Genomic DNA, 15,077 nt, shown 5'->3' on the forward strand with positions numbered 1-15,077 from the left:
CGTCAGAAACCGCGGGAAGGGGCCGGGCGTGGGGAACTTCTTGGCAGGCAAGGTCGTCGCCGTGACCGGGGCGGGACGGGGGATCGGACGCGCCGTCGCGCTCGCCGCGGCGGCCGAGGGCGCCCGCGTCGTCGTCAACGACCACGGGGTGTCCGTCGAGGGCGCCGAGCCGACGAGCGCGGTCGCCGACACGGTCGTCAAGGAGATCGAGGCGGCGGGCGGCGACGCCGTCGCGGTGGCCGACGACATCTCCGTCATGGCCGGCGGGCAGCGCGTCGTGGACACGGCGCTGATGTCGTACGGGCGCCTGGACGGTGTGGTGTGCGTGGCGGGGATCCTGCGCGAGCGGATGCTGTTCAACATGACCGAGGAGGAGTGGGACGCGGTCGTCGCCACCCACCTCAAGGGCACCTTCACCGTCTTCCGCGCGGCCAGTGCCGTCATGCGCGAGCAGCGCACCGGCACCCTGATCGGCTTCACCAGCGGCAACCACCAGGGGTCCGTCTCCCAGGCCAACTACAGCGCCGCCAAGGGCGGGATCATCTCCCTGGTGCGCAGCGCGGCGCTGGGCATGCACAAGTACGGGGTGACGGCTAACGCGGTCGCGCCCGTCGCCCGTACCCGGATGTCGGCGAAGGTCCCGATGGACCTCGCCGAGATCGGCGAACCGGAGGACGTGGCCGCCCTGGTGGTCTATCTGCTCTCCGACCGCGCGCGCGGGGAGGGCATCACCGGGCAGGTCTACACGGTGGCCGGGCCCAAGATCGCCGTGTGGGCGCAGCCGCGTGAGCTGCGCGCGGGCTACGCCGAGGGCCCCTGGACGCCGGAGCGGATCGCCGACTTCCTGCCCGGGACGGTCGGCACCGATCCGATGCCGCTGCTGGAACGGGTGACGGAGATGGCGCGCGCGGCGGCAGCGAAACGGCAGTCCCATGGGTAGCGGCCTGGTGACCGGCGGCCGGGCGGCGCGACCCGCGCGCGGGACGTGGTGAGCGTGGACTTCGGATTCGGACCCGAGGACGAGGAGTTCCGGCGGGAGGCGCGGGACTGGCTCGCGGCTAATCTTCCGGGCGAGCACGCGGGTGACGGCGAGCACGCGGGTGACGGCGAGCACGCGCGTGACGGCGGGCACGCGCGTGACGGCGAACCCGCGCGTGACGGCGGGCACGCGTGTGCGCGTGCGCGGGGTGCCTGGGAGCGGGAGCTCGGACGGGCCGGCTGGATCGGCCTCGGCTGGCGCGAGGACGGCTACGGCAACCGGACCGCGTCCCTGACCCAACAGGTCGTCTGGGCCGAGGAGTACGCCCGCGCGGGCGCGCCCGCCCGCAGCGGTCACATCGGCGAGAACCTGCTCGCCCCCACCCTCATCGCCCACGGCACCCCCGAGCAGAAGGCCCGCTTCCTGCCCGCCGTCGCACGCGGCGAGGAACTGTGGTGCCAGGGCTACAGCGAGCCCGGCGCGGGCTCCGACCTGGCCGGCGTGCGCACCACCGCCGTACGGGAGGGGGACACGTACCGCGTCCGCGGGCAGAAGATCTGGACCTCGCTCGCCCACGAGGCGCACTGGTGCTTCGTCCTGGCCCGTACCGAGCCGGACTTCGTGCGGCACCACGGGCTGTCCCTGCTGCTCCTCCCGATGGACCAGCCGGGCCGCGTCGAGATCCGCCCGATCCGCCAGCTCACCGGCACGAGCGACTTCAACGAGGTGTTCTTCGACGGGGCCCTGGCCCGCGCCGGGCACGTCGTCGGCGGCGCGGGGAACGGCTGGCGGGTGGCGATGAGCCTGCTCGGCTTCGAGCGGGGCGTGTCGACGCTGGCCCAGCAGATCGGCTTCGCCCGGGAGCTGGACGAGGTGATCGCGGAGGCCGTCGCCACGGGCGCGGCCGACGATCCCGTCCTGCGCGACCGGCTGGTGCGCCAGTGGGCCGAACTGCGCGTCATGCGCTGGAACGCCCTGCGCACCCTGGGCGGTGCGGACGCCGCCGAGCGGGGCGCGCCGAGCGTGGCCAAGCTGCTGTGGGGCCGCTGGCACCAGCGGCTCGGCGAACTGGCCGTCCAGGTGCGCGGCAGCGCCGCCGCCGTCGGACCCGCCGGCTGGTCGGCCGACCGGCCCTACGAACTGGCCGCGGCACAGCACCTGTTCCTGTTCAGCCGGGCCGACACGATCTACGGCGGCTCGGACGAGATCCAGCGCACGATCATCGCCGAGCGGGTGCTCGGCCTGCCGAAGGAGCCCCGGGGACGGGCGGAGCGCGGAGGGGAGCCGGTGTGATGCGGGGTGTGGTGTTCGACGGCGAGCGGACCCGGGTCGTGGACGACCTGGAGGTACGGGAACCGGGACCCGGCGAGGTGGGGGTCGCGGTCGCGGCGGCCGGGCTCTGCCACAGCGATCTGTCGGTGGTGGACGGGACCATCCCGTTCCCGGTGCCGGTGGTACTCGGGCACGAGGGCGCGGGCGTCGTGGAGGCGGTCGGCGCGGGCGTCCGCCATGTGCGGCCCGGCGACCACGTGGCCCTGTCCACCCTCGCCAACTGCGGTGCCTGCGCGGACTGCGACCGGGGACGGCCCACCATGTGCCGCACGGCGATCGGGCGCCCGGAGCGGCCGTTCACGCGCGGCGGGCGGCCGGTGCACCAGTTCGCGGCCACCTCGGTCTTCGCCGAACGGACCGTGGTCAAGGCCGTCCAGGCGGTGCGGATCCCCGCGGACGTGCCGCTGACCTCCGCCGCGCTCATCGGGTGCGGGGTGCTCACCGGCGTGGGCGCCGTGCTGAACCGGGCGCGTGTCGACCGCGGGGACAGCGTGCTCGTCATCGGCACCGGCGGGATCGGGCTCAACGTCATCCAGGGGGCGCGGCTCGCGGGCGCCCTCAGCATCGTCGCGGTGGACGCCAACCCGGCGAAGGAGGCGGTGGCCCGCCGCTTCGGGGCCACGCACTTCCTGCCGTCGACGGACGGCGTCCGGGACATCCTGCCCACGGGCGCGGACCACGCCTTCGAGTGCGTCGGACGGACCGAACTCGTCCGCGAGGCCGTCGACCTGCTCGACCGGCACGGGCAGGCGGTCCTCCTCGGCGTCCCCGCCGCCACGGCCGAGGCGTCCTTCCGTGTCTCCTCGATGTACCTGGACAAGTCCATCCTCGGCTGCCGCTACGGCTCCTCACGGCCCCAGCGCGACATCGCCCTGTACGCCGGGATGTACCGCCAGGGACGGCTGCTCCTGGACGAACTGGTGACGGCGGTGCACCCGGTGGAGGACTTCGAGAAGGCGGCGGACGACGCGCACGGGGGGAGGGTGGCGCGGGCGGTGCTCACGTTCTGACGGCAGCGAGGGCACTGGCGGCAGCGAGGGCACTGGCGGCCTGAGGGAGCTGACGGCCTGAGGGAGCTGATGGCCTGAGAGCGCCGGCGGGCTGAGGGAGCTGACGGTCGGGCGAGTTATCCACAGGGCTGGGGAAAATTCTGGGGACTGTCGGCGCTCCCGTCTAGCTTCGGCACATGACATACCGCGACGTCGTCTCGAAGAAGGTCATGGTCTGGGCCCTGGTGTCCGTCGGCGCCCGGATGCCGGTGGCGATGGCCCCGCTGGCCCTGGTCTTCCTGGTCCGCGAACGCCCCGGCGGGTACGCGCTCGGCGCACTCCTGGCCGCGGTCTACGTGGCGGGGGAGATCGTCGGCGCCCCGCTGCTCGGCATGTACTTACGCCCGGAGCGGGCCCGTGCGCATCTGGCCGTGGGCCTGGCCGCCGGAGCCACGGGCTTCACCGGACTCGGCCTCCTGCCGGACGCGCCCGCGGCGGTCCTCGCGCCGCTCGCGTTCCTCGCGGGCGCCGCCCCCGCCGCGGCCACCGGCGGCCTGCGCACGCTGCTCACCGGCCTCGTCGCCCAGCGGGCCGTCACCCAGGCGCTGTCCGTCGAATCGACGCTGGTCTCCGCGATATGGGCGCTGTCCCCCGTGACCGTCACCGGCCTCGCGCTCGGCGCCGCGCCCCGCGTCCCGCTGCTGCTCGCCGCCGGTCTGATGGGGGCGTCCGTCGCGGGGCTGTGGCTGCTGCCCGCGGGCTGGGCGGCGAACCCGGCCGACCGGGACGGCGTCTCGATGCCGCGCCTGCTGGCCCGCGGCTGGCCGGTGTACGTCACGGGCGCGGCGAGCCTGTCCGTGCTCGCCCTCGCCGAACTCGTCCTGCCCGCGCTCCTGGAGCAGCGCGCCATCGCCGTGGGCTGGTCGGGACCGCTGCTCATGGGCCTCGCCCTCGGCTCCGGCGTGGGCGCGATCCTCTACGGGCTGCGCTCCTGGCCGTGGCGGCTGCCCACGCTGAGCCTGGTGCTGATGTGCGGCGTCTCGGCGTGCATCGCGCTGGTGGCGCTGATACCCCGGGCCGGCTGGATGGCGCCCGCCCTGGCCGGCGCGGGCGTGCTCCAGGCCGGCGTGATGGTCACCCGTAACCTTACGCTGCGCGAGGCCCTCCCGCCGAGCGCCCTGGCCGCGGGCTACTCCGTGATGTACGCCGCCGTCGGCCTGGGCTACGCGGCGACCGGCTCCCTCGCGGGCGCCCTGCTGCGCTTCGTCGCCCCCTCGACCGCGATCCTCGCCGGGGTCGGCCTGACGCTGCTGCTCACGGTGGCGGGCGCGACGGGGGAGTACCGGCGCACGGGGAGCGGCAGCGGCGGTGGGCGGACCGTGTCAGGCGCCGGTGGTGTGGCCGGCCCGGAAGGTGCGCCGATAAGCCGTGGGGGTCACGCCGAGGGCGGCCTGTAGATGCTGTCGCATCGACTGGGCCGTGCCGAAACCGGCGTCCCTGGCGACCTGGTCGACCGAGAGATCGCTCGACTCCAGCAGGTGCCGGGCCCGTTCCACGCGCTGCTGGGTGAGCCACTGGCCGGGACTGACGCCGGCCTCCTCGCGGAAGCGCCGGGTGAAGGTGCGCACGGACATGGCCTCCTGCTCCGCCATGTCCCGCAGCTGGATCGGCTCGTGCAGCCGGCCCAGCGCCCAGGCGCGCGCCGACCTGGTGGTGGCCACCTGCGGTTCGGGCAGCGGCCGGTGGATGTACTGCGCCTGTCCGCCGTCGCGGTGCGGCGGTACGACGGTGCGGCGGGCCACCTCGTTGGCGATGGCGGTGCCGTGGTCGCGGCGTACGACGTGCAGGCACAGGTCGATCCCGGCGGCCACCCCGGCGGAGGTCAGCACGTCGCCGTCATCGATGAACAGGACGTCCGCGTCGACCCGCACGCGCGGAAAGAGCCGCTGGAAGTGGTCGGCGGAGGCCCAGTGCGTGCTCGCGGGCCGGCCGTCGAGACGGCCGGCCGCGGCGAGGACGTAACCGCCGGTGCAGATCGACACCAGTCGCGTGCCGGGCCGCAGTCGGTCGAAGGCGGCGGCCAGTTCGGGCGTCAGCACGCCCTCCTCGTACACGGGCCCGAGTTCGTAGGAGGCGGGGACGACGAGGGTGTCGGCGGTGGCCAGCGCCTCGGGTCCGTTCTCGACGAGGACGGCGAAGTCGGCGTCGGTGGCGACGGGGCCGGGCGGGCGGACGGAACAGGTCACGACTTCGTAGAGGTGGCGGCCCGCGCTGTCCTTGGCGCGCCCGAAGATCCGCTGGGGGATGCCGAGTTCGAAGGGCAGCAGCCCGTCGAGCGCGAGCACGACGACGCGGTGCGGCCGGAAGGGCTCGGTACGACCGTCCCGCCCCTCCCGGCCGTCGGCGGCGTCCTGGGGGTCCGTAGCGGTGGCTCGGCCGGTCGTGCCGTCTCGCTCCGACGTACCGTCTCGGTCCATGGCCCGATCCTAGCGAATGCTGTCCTTCGGGCCACTCGTTCGGGCGGGCCGCGGGACGGAGGCTCTTGGGTGTGACCCAGACAACGGATGCCCTCGCAGACGCACGTGCCCCCCGGCCCGGCAGACAGCCGCGGCGCCCTGCCCGCGTCCACCGCGCGTGGTTCGTCGCGGCTGTCACCTTCGTGACGATCATCGGCGCGGCCGCCTTCCGTTCACTGCCGGGCCTGCTAATTGACCCGCTGCACGAGGAATTCAACTGGTCGCGCGGCATAATCGGCGCGGCCGTCTCGATCAACCTCGCGCTGTACGGGCTGACGGCGCCGTTCGCGGCCGCGCTGATGGACCGCTTCGGCATCCGCCGGGTGGTGGCCGTCGCCCTGGTGGTGATCGCCCTCGGCTCCGGGCTCACCGTGTGGATGACCGCCGTCTGGCAACTGCTGCTCTGCTGGGGTCTGCTGGTCGGGCTCGGCTCGGGCTCGATGGCGCTCGCCTTCGCGGCCACCGTCACCAACCGCTGGTTCACCGAGCGCCGCGGCCTGGTCACCGGCATCCTCACCGCCGCCTCGGCCTCGGGACAGCTCATCTTCCTCCCGCTGCTGTCCTGGATCGTCACGGAGCACGACTGGCGCCCCGCCGCCGTGACGGTCGCCCTCGCGGCCCTCGCCGTCGTGCCGTTCGTCTGGCTGCTGCTGCGCGACCACCCCGCGGACGTCGGCCTCGCGCCGTACGGGGCGAAGGAGTTCACGGCGAAGCCGGAACCCGTGCCCGGAGCGGCCCGCCGGGCGGTCACGGTGCTGTTCTCGGCGGTCCGCACCGGTCCGTTCTGGCTGCTCGCCGGGACCTTCGCGATCTGCGGCGCCTCCACCAACGGCCTGATCCAGACCCACTTCGTGCCCGCCGCCCACGACCACGGCATGCCGATCACGGCCGCGGCCTCGCTGCTGGCGGTCGTCGGGGTCTTCGACGTGGTCGGCACGGTGGCCTCCGGCTGGTTCACCGACCGCTTCGAACCGCGCCGGCTGCTGGCGGTCTACTACGCGCTGCGCGGCGTCTCGCTGCTGTTCCTGCCGATGCTGCTGGCGCCCAGCGTGCACCCGCCGATGGTCTTCTTCATCGTCTTCTACGGCCTCGACTGGGTGGCCACCGTCCCGCCCACGCTTGCCCTGTGCCGGGAGCAGTACGGCGAGGACAGCGCCATCGTCTTCGGCTGGGTCCTCGCCTCCCACCAGGTGGGCGCCGCGGCCGTGGCCTTCCTCGGCGGCGTGGCGCGGGACGCCTTCGGCTCGTACGACGTCGTCTGGTACGCCTCCGGGGCGCTGTGCGCGGCGGCGGCGCTGATGGCCCTGGTGATCAGGCGCCGGCCGGTGCGGACGCCGGTTCTGGCCCAGTAGCCGCCGGTCCAGCGCCGCTCGACGGGCTCAGGCGAAGCGCCCCTTGTGGAAGAGCAGGGGCGCTTCGTCGTGCTCCGGGGTGCCGAGCGCGTTCACCCGGCCGACCACGACGAGGTGGTCGCCGCCGGTGTGCACGGCGTGGATCGCGCAGTCGATCCAGGCGAGAGTGTCCGCGAGCCGGGGCGAACCGGAGACCGGCGCCGCGTCGTACGCCACCCCGGCGAACTTGTCCGTGCCGCTCACCGCGAAGCCGCGGCACAGCTCGCCCTGGTGAGCCGCCAGCACGTTCACGCAGAAGACGCCGGCGCGGGCGATGCGGGGCCAGGTCGTCGACGTACGGCCGACCATGAAGGCGACCAGCGGCGGGTCGAGGGAGAGGGAACAGAAGGACTGACAGGCGAAGCCGGCCGGACCGGACGCCTGCCCGTCCCGCGCGGGCGGGGCGGTGATCACGGTGACGCCGGTCGGGAAGTGCCCCAGGACCCGGCGGAACTCGGCCGGGTCGACCGGCGCCCGTTCGTCGTCGGCGACCGCGCGCAGCTCCGGCCGCGGCAGCGGCTCGACCGGGCCCGTCGAGGTAAGGGCCCCGGCCGACCTGAGGTAGCGGACGGCGGCGGCTGCCATGCCTGCGTGTCCCATCACCCCTTCATTGAACCTGACGAACCGTCAGTTCGGAAGGGTTGATCCGGGCGGGCGGGAAACAGCGCGCCTCACCGGCCACGGCACGCCGGTTGGAAGCACCGGCCACGGACAACCGGCCACGGCATACCGGTCGGCGGGCATCGGCCACGCTTCACCGGCCACGGAAGCGGGGCGCGCGTCGCTCGACGAAGCTCGCCACTCCCTCCAACGCGTCCGCCGTCGTCATGTTGATCTCCTGGGCGGCGGCCTCGGCGGCGAAGGCGGCGGCGCGATCGGAGTCGAGGGAGGCGTTGACGAGCTGCTTGGTGAGGGCGAGGGCGCGGGTGGGCCCGGCGGCCAGCCGCTCGGCCCACGCACGGGCCGTCCGCTCCAGCTCGGCCGGCGGGACGACGCGGTTGACCAGGCCGAGCCGTTCGGCGTCCGCGGAGTCGAGGGCGTCGCCGAAGAACATCAGCTCCTTCGCCCGCTGCGGCCCGACGAGTCGCGGCAGCAGATAGGCGCCGCCGCCGTCCGGGACGAGACCGCGCCGGACGAACACCTCGATGAAACGGGCGGGTTCGGCCGCGAGGACCAGATCGCAGGCGAACGCGAGATGGGCGCCGAGTCCGGCGGCGGTGCCGTTCACGGCGGCGATCACCGGCTTCTCGCAGTCCAGGACGGCCGCGATCAGCCGCTGGGCGCCGAGGCGGAGGGTCCGGGCCACGTCACCGGGTACGCGCTCGCCCGGAGCCGGGGTGCCTCTCAGGTCCGCGCCCGCGCAGAAGCCGCGTCCGGTCGCGGTGATGACGACGGCCCGTACGTCCGGGTCGGCGGACGCCTCCGCGAGCCGGTCGATCAGCCGTTCCCGCAGGTCAGGGGTGAGGGCGTTGAGCGCTTCCGGCCGGTTGAGGGTGATCCACGAGACGGCGTTGTCAGTGGCGTGCAGTATCAATGAGTCAAGGCCGGGGGATGGGCCGGACGACGTGCGGGGGGAGGCGGCCGTGGGATCAGAAGTGGCTCGGGACACGGGTGCGCTCCGTTTCGTACGACGCCGGTTACGGCGGTTCGTATGCCTCGTATCTCTCGTATGCCTCGCATCTCTCGTATTTCCCGTATTTCTCGTACGCCTCATGCGCCGCGCCGGCTCAGTGACATACGGCCAGCGCGTCCAGCGCCACGGCCCCCTGCCCCCGGGGCAGCACCATGAGGGGGTTGATGTCCAGCTCGGCGAGGTCGTCGCCGAGTTCGAGGGCCATCCGCTGCACCCGGAGGATCACCTCGACCAGCGCGTCGACGTCCAGGGGCGGGCCGCCGCGGACGCCGTCCAGGAGTGCCCGCCCGCGCAGCTCGTCGAGCATGTCCCGCGCCTGCTCCTCGCCGAACGGCGGCACGCGTACGGCCGTGTCCCGCAGCACCTCGACGAGGACGCCGCCGAGCCCCGCGGTCACGGTCGGCCCGAAGAGCGGATCGTGGGTGACGCCCACGACCAGCTCCGCGCCCCGCTGGACCATCTGGCAGACGAGGACGCCGTCCAGCTCGATGTCCTCGAAGCGCGCGACGTCGGTCAGCTCCCGATAGGCGTCCCTGACCTGGCTCGCGGAGGTCAGCTCGACCTTCACCAGGCCCAGTTCGGTCTTGTGGGCGATCCGCGCGCCGGAGGCCTTCATCACCACCGGGTAGCCGACCAGGCCCGCCGCCCGCACGGCACCGGCCGCGCTGGTCACCAGCTGCTCGCGCGGCACGCGGATCCCGTACGCCCGCAGGAGCTGTTTCGCCGCGTGCTCGCTCAGCCGGCGGCCGGGCCGCATCAGTTCGCGGGCCTTGCGGAAGGACGGCGAGAGCGTGCGCGGTGCCTCGTCGAAGGGCGAGCGGTAGGCGGAGACGAAGCGGTGGTGGCCGAGGTAGGCGCGGACGGCGGTGATGCAGTTGGCGAAGGTGCGGAAGGTGGCGACGCGGGAGGAGCCGAGCAGCGTCTCGCGGTAGGCGGCCTCGGTGCCGACCGGCGATCCCCACACCACGCACACCAGTTTGTCGGTCTCCTCCGCCGCGTCCACGAGATCGCGGACGAGCCGGTCGCTCATCGGCGGGAAGGGCCCGGTCACGGGACAGATCAGTACGCCGGTCGCCGGGTCGGCGAGCAGCGAGTCGATGATCTTCCGGCCGCGCTCGTCGCCCACCGGGTGGCCGCCGGTGTCGACCGGGTTGGAGACGTCGAGGTACTCCGGTATCCACTGGTGCAGCTCCGCCTGCTTGGCGGCGGAGAGGGCGGGCAGGGGCAGACCCGCCTCGGTCGCCAGGTCCGCGAAGTGCGCGCCCGTGCCGCCCGAGATCGAATAGACGACGACGCCGTCGGCCTGCGGCGGGCGGGCGCGCGCCAGTAGCGCCGAGGTGTCCTGGAGCTCGTCGAGTCCGTCGACGCGGATCACGCCGTACTGGCGCAGTGCCGCGTCCACCACCGCGTCGGCGCCGGTCAGCTTGCCGGTGTGGGAGGCGGCCGTGCGGGCGCCGGTCTCGGTGCGGCCGACCTTGACCGCGACGACGGGCACCCGGCGGCGGGCGGCGCGGTCGGCGGCGAGCAGAAAGGAGCGGCCGTCCTTCAGCCCTTCCAGGTAGCAGGCGATGGCGCCGGTCTCGGGGCGCTCGGCGAAGTAGGCGAGGAAGTCGGCGGCCTCCAGGTCGGCCTCGTTGCCGGTGGGCGCCCAGTGGGAGAGGCGGATGCCGAGTTCCTGGAGAGCGAAGACGGGCCGGCCCTGGTGTCCGGACTGGGTGATGAGCGCGATCGCGGGGCCGTCGAGGTCGTCGCGGAAGAGCTCGAAGGCGTTGAGGTTGGTGTTGGGCCCGAGCAGCCGCAGGCCGGAGCGGCCGACGGCGGCGGCCAGCCGGTCCTGCGCGGCGGCGCCCGCCGGGCCGGTCTCGGCGAAGCCGGAGGCGAAGACGACCGCGAACCGGGCCTTGGCCTCGGCCAGTTCGCCGAGCACGGGAAGGGGGTCGCCGACGAGGAGCACGCCGAGGTCGACGGGTTCGGGCAGGTCCGCGACGGAAGGGGAGCAGGGGATGCCGAAGACTGCGGTCCTGGTGGGGTGCACGGGGTGCAGTCGGGCGCCGACGCGCTCGGCCCAGGCGACGAGTTGCCGGGTGATACCGGCGTTGGGCCGGCCCTCGGTGTCCGAGGCGCCGACGACGGCCACGGACTCGGGACGGAAGAAGCGGTCCAGATCGGGTACGGCGGCGTGCAGCGGCCGGCCGCTGACGTCCGTGTCACCGGCCTCGGCGGGACGGCCGTGGACGACCGGTGAGGGGTGCTCGCCGCAGGCGATGACCCGGGCCCGGCGGGAGTCGGTGGTGAGGGTGCCGTGGGTTGATCCAAGCATCGGTCCGCCCGCTCCTGTGCGACAACCAAGTAACTGACGTACCGTCAGATTACTGAACAGGAGCGGCGGCAGGAACAGGCGTGCAGGGCTGTTACGGACGTCCCGCGGCGCGGGTGCGGGCCGAGCGGCGTGCCACCGCCTTGGCGATCTTCTCGGCGTCGAGGGCCAGTTCGCGGAACATGCCGCTGATGGGGTTGGTGAAGCCGGTGAAGTACAGACCGGGCGCGTTGCGGGGGCTGCGGGCGCCGTGCACCGTGGGACGCCCGCGGCCGTCCAGCACACCGAGGTGCCCGACAAGATCCTCCAGCCCCCGCCGGTACCCGGTCGCGGCGACCACGGCGTCCGGGGAGATGCGCGTACCGTCCGAGAGAAGCACCTCACCCTCCTCGAAACCGTCGACGGCGGCGACGACCTCCACTCGCCCGGTGCGTACGGCGTCGATGAGGCCGACGTCCTGGACCGGGATGGCGCCCTCGCGTACGCGCGAGTACAGCCCGGTGTCGGGCCGGGGCAGCCCGTGGGCCGACAGGTCGGGGATGCTGATCCTGGCCAGCGGTCCGGCCAGCCGGTCCACCAGGCGGACCGGCAGCCGGCGGCACAGGATGCCGGTGTACTGGGCGGCCCAGCCGGCCGTGGAGCGGCGCACGATGTGCGGCGCGGTGCGCACCGCGAGCCGCACTCGCGAGGCGCCGCCCTCGGCCAGGTCGACGGCGATCTCGGCGCCGGTGTTGCCGACGCCGACGACGAGGACGTCCCGGCCGGTGAACGGGGCGGCGTTGCGGTAGTCGGCGGCGTGCAGGAGTTCACCCGGGTACGCGGCGCGGCCGGGCCAGTCGGGCAGGCGCGGGGTGTGGTTGTGGCCGGTGGCGACGACCACGGCGCCGCCGGTCAGCTCGCGGCCGCCGGTGGCGTGCAGCACCCAGTCGTCGCCGGACCGCTCGACGCGGGAGACCTCCACGCCGGTGATGATCTCCAGCTCGTGGTGCTCGGCGTACTTCTCCAGGTAGCGCACGACGTTGTCCCGCGAGACCCAGCGCCCGAAGCGGCGCGGCATCGGCAGCCCCGGGAGTCCGGACAGCCGGCGTGTGGTGTGCAGGTGGAGCCGGTCGTAGTGGCGGCGCCAGGAGGCGCCGACGTGGTCGGCCCGTTCCAGTACGACGGCGCGGACGCCGCGGGCGCGCAGGGCGTGGGCGGCGGCGAGCCCGCCGGGACCGCCGCCGACGACGTACACGGGGCGGTCTTCGTGGGACGGCACCGTGCGGGACGTCGGGGAAGCGGTCGATCCGGTCATGAGCGCGAGCGTAATCACGCCGTCGCTTGATGGGTCTCGGTCAAGACCGGAATCGATTGCGAATAGATCACGGATGCGGACGCGTCCCCCCGCCGAAGTCTTGCGCGGACCGCCGCCATACGCTGAACTGACGTACCGTCAGATAAAACTCAAGGGCGTGGACGACATGGACACGATCTGGCTGACCGGTGCGGAATGGCTCGCCGTGCTCCGTATCGGGCTCGGGCTGTGGTGGCTGGAGAGCTGGCGGCACAAGGACAAGAAGAGCTGGTTCGAGCGGGGCACGGGGATCGCGTGGGCGGCGGACGTCGCCGCGAAACACCGCTGGAACGCGGTCCGCGGCGGCTTCGAGACGGTGGTGGCGCCCCGCCCCCGGACCATGGCATACGTCGTCGTCTACGCCGAACTCGCGCTGGGCCTCGGCCTGGTCGCCGGTTTCCTGACGCCGGTGGCCCTGTGTGCGGGGCTGCTCCTCAACGTGCTGTATCTCGTCCTGATGATCCACGACTGGGCGGAGCAGGGCCAGAACTCGATGATGGCGCTGATCTCGCTCGTGGCCGTCTTCGGCATGTCGTGGCAGACCTGGTCGGTGGACGCGGCGATCGGCCTGTTCGCGTGACCGGGCCGCAGGGCAGGTTCGACGTGCCGGAGGCGGACGCCTTCACCCGCCCGTACTGGGAGGCCACGGCGGACGGCACGCTGCTGCTGCGGCACTGCGCCGCCTGCGACCGCGCCCATCACTACCCCCGCGAGTTCTGCCCGTACTGCTGGAGCGAGGACGTGGACTGGCGGCCCGCGAGCGGCCGGGCGGTCCTCTACACATGGTCGGTCGTGCACCGCAACGACCTGCCGCCCTTCGGCGGGCGCACTCCGTACGCCGCCGCCGTCGTCGACCTGGCGGAGGGGCCGCGGATGATGACCGAGGTGGTCGGCTGCGAACCGGAGGCGTTGCGGGTGGGCATGGCGCTGGAGGTGACGTTCCGCGCGCTGGGGGAGATGTGGGTACCGGTCTTCGGACCCAAGGGGCGGCCCGGGTGTGAACCGGCCGGGGGCGCGGGTTTCAATGGCTGAATGTCCGACGTCCACGAGCAGTACACGAACTCCCCCTTCCCGGACCTCCACGGCCACGGTCTGCGATTGCGCCCGTGGGATCCCGAGTCCGACATCGATGCCGACGCCTGGCTGCGCGGGCTGACCGACCCGGAGTTCCAGCGCTGGAACACACCTCTGAAGGCGATCACCGACATCGACGGAGCCCGGGAGTCGCTGCGGGCGCGCGCCGAGAGCACGGCGTCGGGCACCGCCGCGTCGTACTGCGTGACGGACGCGGCGAGCGGCACGCCCCTCGGACACATCGGCGTCAACGAGATCGACCACGTCATGAGCGTCGCCCGGATCGGGTACTGGGTGCTCCCCGAGGCGCGCGGCCGTCAGGTCGCCACCCGTTCCCTCGCGCTGGCCGCCCACTTCGGCTTCACCGACCTGGGCCTGAACCGGCTGGAACTCGGCCACGCCCTGGGGCACGAGGCGTCCTGCCGGGTCGCTGAACGGTGCGGTTTCCGGTACGAGGGAACGCTGCGCGGCGCGATGTTCGAGACGGGCAGGCACGACGCGTTCAGAGACGTACACCTGCACGGCCGCATAGCAGCGGACGAGGCCCCGAAAATCGACTGACTACGGCCAGAGCAGCTCCCGCTCCCAGCCACTGCCCGTACGGCGATAATCCAGCCGGACGTGCCGCCGCCGGGCATCGCCCTGGAAGAACTCGACCTCCTCGGCCTCCAGGCGGTACAGGGTCCAGGTAGGCACAGACGCGTCCGGCTCGCGCCCGGCCCGCGCCCAGGCGGCCTCGGAGGCCCGCTCCAGCTCCCCGTACGAGCCCAGGACCTCGCTCTGGCGGCCCACGAGGGCGGCGGCCAGAGCACCGGTGGACCGGGCGTGCAGATCGGCCGCGCCCTCCTCGGCGGGGGCGGCCGTGACGGGCCCGCGCACCCGCACCTGGCGCCCCTGCACGGGCCAGTAGAACCCGAGGGCGGCGTACGGGCGCTCCGCGAGCTGACGGCCCTTGCGGCTGCTCGCGTGCGTGGCGAAGGACCAGCCGTCCGGCCCGGCGCCGTGCAGCATCACCGTGCGGACGTCGGGCAGCCCGTCCGCGCCGGCCGTGGCGAGCGACATGGTGTGCGGCTCGACCTGCCCGGCCGCCACCACCTCGGCGAACCACCGCACGAACAACGCCAACGGCTCCGCGGGCGCCTCCTCCGGCACGAACCCGGGCAACTCGGTGTCCCACACCCGCAACGACCGCAACAGCTCATGAAGATCGGCTCCCATGCCCCGAGTATGGCCGCCGCCCCGCGCCCCGGAGCGCACCTGCTCCCCGCACCGCCGGGCAGGTACCACCGACAACCCGAGGCGGCCCGCGCACGGAAGGGGCCGCACCGGTACATCAAATGCCCGTCGATCACGTGGTCGCACACCAACGGAACCTCCTGCACCCCGGAGGTGACCGCGGGAGCGACGGGCGGATGTACCGGTGCGGTCCCGACCCCCCACCGGAGCCGAAGCCGGAGCCCGCCCACCGGAGCCGCAGCCGGAGCCGGCCCACCGGAGCCGCAGCCGGAGCCCG

14 protein-coding genes are annotated in these 15,077 nt (G+C 73.6%); 8 read left to right on the top strand and 6 right to left on the bottom strand.

Annotated features, from left to right (window positions below):
* Nucleotides 1–28 precede the first annotated feature (28 nt).
* The 4 genes from ACFV6E_RS17890 to ACFV6E_RS17905 all read left to right on the top strand — a co-directional run bounded on the left by ACFV6E_RS17890 (nucleotide 29) and on the right by ACFV6E_RS17905 (nucleotide 4,757).
* Nucleotides 29–940 (top strand): SDR family oxidoreductase, encoded by a 912-nt coding sequence (locus tag ACFV6E_RS17890; RefSeq protein ID WP_385162801.1) that lies wholly within the window; start codon nucleotides 29–31, stop codon nucleotides 938–940.
* A 54-nt stretch (nucleotides 941–994) separates the two neighbouring features.
* Nucleotides 995–2,272 carry an acyl-CoA dehydrogenase family protein gene (locus tag ACFV6E_RS17895; protein ID WP_385462640.1) on the top strand — a complete coding sequence of 426 codons (1,278 nt, stop codon included), beginning with the start codon at nucleotides 995–997 and terminating at the stop codon, nucleotides 2,270–2,272.
* Nucleotides 2,272–3,321 (top strand): Zn-dependent alcohol dehydrogenase, encoded by a 1,050-nt coding sequence (locus ACFV6E_RS17900; RefSeq protein ID WP_385162805.1) that lies wholly within the window; start codon nucleotides 2,272–2,274, stop codon nucleotides 3,319–3,321. Before ACFV6E_RS17895 ends, ACFV6E_RS17900 begins: the two co-directional genes overlap by 1 nt.
* A 176-nt stretch (nucleotides 3,322–3,497) precedes the next feature.
* Nucleotides 3,498–4,757 carry an MFS transporter gene (locus ACFV6E_RS17905; protein WP_385462643.1) on the top strand — a complete coding sequence of 420 codons (1,260 nt, stop codon included), beginning with the start codon at nucleotides 3,498–3,500 and terminating at the stop codon, nucleotides 4,755–4,757.
* On the opposite strand, the gene ACFV6E_RS17910 is transcribed toward ACFV6E_RS17905, so the two are convergent.
* Nucleotides 4,683–5,777, bottom strand: a complete 1,095-nt coding sequence (locus tag ACFV6E_RS17910) for a GlxA family transcriptional regulator (protein ID WP_385162808.1) — start codon at nucleotides 5,775–5,777, stop codon at nucleotides 4,683–4,685. The two genes, ACFV6E_RS17905 and ACFV6E_RS17910, sit on opposite strands and share 75 nt — an antisense overlap.
* 71 nt (nucleotides 5,778–5,848) lie before the next feature.
* On the opposite strand from ACFV6E_RS17910, the gene ACFV6E_RS17915 reads away from it, so the two are divergent.
* The gene (locus ACFV6E_RS17915; RefSeq protein ID WP_385462645.1) at nucleotides 5,849–7,168 is read left to right on the top strand and encodes an MFS transporter; all 1,320 of its coding nucleotides are present in this window, start codon (nucleotides 5,849–5,851) and stop codon (nucleotides 7,166–7,168) included.
* Between the two features lie 27 nt (nucleotides 7,169–7,195).
* Here the strand turns inward: ACFV6E_RS17915 and ACFV6E_RS17920 are convergent, their stop codons facing one another.
* The 4 genes from ACFV6E_RS17920 to ACFV6E_RS17935 all read right to left on the bottom strand — a co-directional run bounded on the left by ACFV6E_RS17920 (nucleotide 7,196) and on the right by ACFV6E_RS17935 (nucleotide 12,451).
* Complete coding sequence (locus ACFV6E_RS17920; RefSeq protein ID WP_385162812.1) at nucleotides 7,196–7,807, bottom strand: flavin reductase family protein; 612 nt, start codon at nucleotides 7,805–7,807, stop codon at nucleotides 7,196–7,198.
* 154 nt (nucleotides 7,808–7,961) lie between these two features.
* Nucleotides 7,962–8,741 carry an enoyl-CoA hydratase/isomerase family protein gene (locus ACFV6E_RS17925; RefSeq protein WP_385462648.1) on the bottom strand — a complete coding sequence of 260 codons (780 nt, stop codon included), beginning with the start codon at nucleotides 8,739–8,741 and terminating at the stop codon, nucleotides 7,962–7,964.
* 193 nt (nucleotides 8,742–8,934) lie between these two features.
* Nucleotides 8,935–11,160: an acetate--CoA ligase family protein gene (locus ACFV6E_RS17930; protein WP_385462651.1), complete on the bottom strand. Its 2,226-nt coding sequence runs from the start codon at nucleotides 11,158–11,160 to the stop codon at nucleotides 8,935–8,937.
* A gap of 91 nt (nucleotides 11,161–11,251) precedes the next feature.
* On the bottom strand, nucleotides 11,252–12,451 hold the full coding sequence (locus ACFV6E_RS17935) for a flavin-containing monooxygenase (protein WP_385462654.1): 1,200 nt from the start codon (nucleotides 12,449–12,451) through the stop codon (nucleotides 11,252–11,254).
* Between the two features lie 166 nt (nucleotides 12,452–12,617).
* Here ACFV6E_RS17935 and ACFV6E_RS17940 point away from each other — a divergent pair, with 166 nt between their 5' ends.
* The 3 genes from ACFV6E_RS17940 to ACFV6E_RS17950 are packed head-to-tail and all read left to right on the top strand — an operon-like array spanning nucleotide 12,618 to nucleotide 14,125.
* On the top strand, nucleotides 12,618–13,070 hold the full coding sequence (locus ACFV6E_RS17940) for a DoxX family protein (protein WP_385162900.1): 453 nt from the start codon (nucleotides 12,618–12,620) through the stop codon (nucleotides 13,068–13,070).
* Nucleotides 13,067–13,522 carry a Zn-ribbon domain-containing OB-fold protein gene (locus tag ACFV6E_RS17945; RefSeq protein WP_385462657.1) on the top strand — a complete coding sequence of 152 codons (456 nt, stop codon included), beginning with the start codon at nucleotides 13,067–13,069 and terminating at the stop codon, nucleotides 13,520–13,522. The genes ACFV6E_RS17940 and ACFV6E_RS17945 overlap by 4 nt, the downstream gene beginning before the upstream one ends.
* Nucleotides 13,523–14,125, top strand: coding sequence for a GNAT family N-acetyltransferase (locus tag ACFV6E_RS17950; protein ID WP_385462660.1), 603 nt, complete (start codon nucleotides 13,523–13,525; stop codon nucleotides 14,123–14,125).
* On the opposite strand, the gene ACFV6E_RS17955 is transcribed toward ACFV6E_RS17950, so the two are convergent.
* Entirely contained in the window at nucleotides 14,126–14,782 is a 657-nt protein-coding gene (locus tag ACFV6E_RS17955; protein WP_385162823.1) for a pyridoxal 5'-phosphate synthase, read from the bottom strand.
* Nucleotides 14,783–15,077 lie beyond the last annotated feature (295 nt).

The sequence above is a fragment of the Streptomyces sp. NPDC059785 genome, assembly GCF_042732375.1.
Taxonomy (GTDB): Bacteria; Actinomycetota; Actinomycetes; order Streptomycetales; family Streptomycetaceae; genus Streptomyces.

Bases quoted from the DNA above. Each gene is read 5' to 3' on its own strand.
- ACFV6E_RS17900 (WP_385162805.1), top strand. From the start codon at position 2,272: ATGCGGGGTGTGGTGTTCGACGGCGAGCGGACCCGGGTCGTGGACGAC.
- ACFV6E_RS17905 (WP_385462643.1), top strand. From the start codon at position 3,498: ATGACATACCGCGACGTCGTCTCGAAGAAGGTCATGGTCTGGGCCCTG.
- ACFV6E_RS17910 (WP_385162808.1), bottom strand. From the start codon at position 5,777: ATGGACCGAGACGGTACGTCGGAGCGAGACGGCACGACCGGCCGAGCC.
- ACFV6E_RS17920 (WP_385162812.1), bottom strand. From the start codon at position 7,807: ATGGGACACGCAGGCATGGCAGCCGCCGCCGTCCGCTACCTCAGGTCG.
- ACFV6E_RS17930 (WP_385462651.1), bottom strand. From the start codon at position 11,160: ATGCTTGGATCAACCCACGGCACCCTCACCACCGACTCCCGCCGGGCC.
- ACFV6E_RS17935 (WP_385462654.1), bottom strand. From the start codon at position 12,451: ATGACCGGATCGACCGCTTCCCCGACGTCCCGCACGGTGCCGTCCCAC.
- ACFV6E_RS17940 (WP_385162900.1), top strand. From the start codon at position 12,618: ATGGACACGATCTGGCTGACCGGTGCGGAATGGCTCGCCGTGCTCCGT.
- ACFV6E_RS17950 (WP_385462660.1), top strand. From the start codon at position 13,523: ATGTCCGACGTCCACGAGCAGTACACGAACTCCCCCTTCCCGGACCTC.
- ACFV6E_RS17955 (WP_385162823.1), bottom strand. From the start codon at position 14,782: ATGGGAGCCGATCTTCATGAGCTGTTGCGGTCGTTGCGGGTGTGGGAC.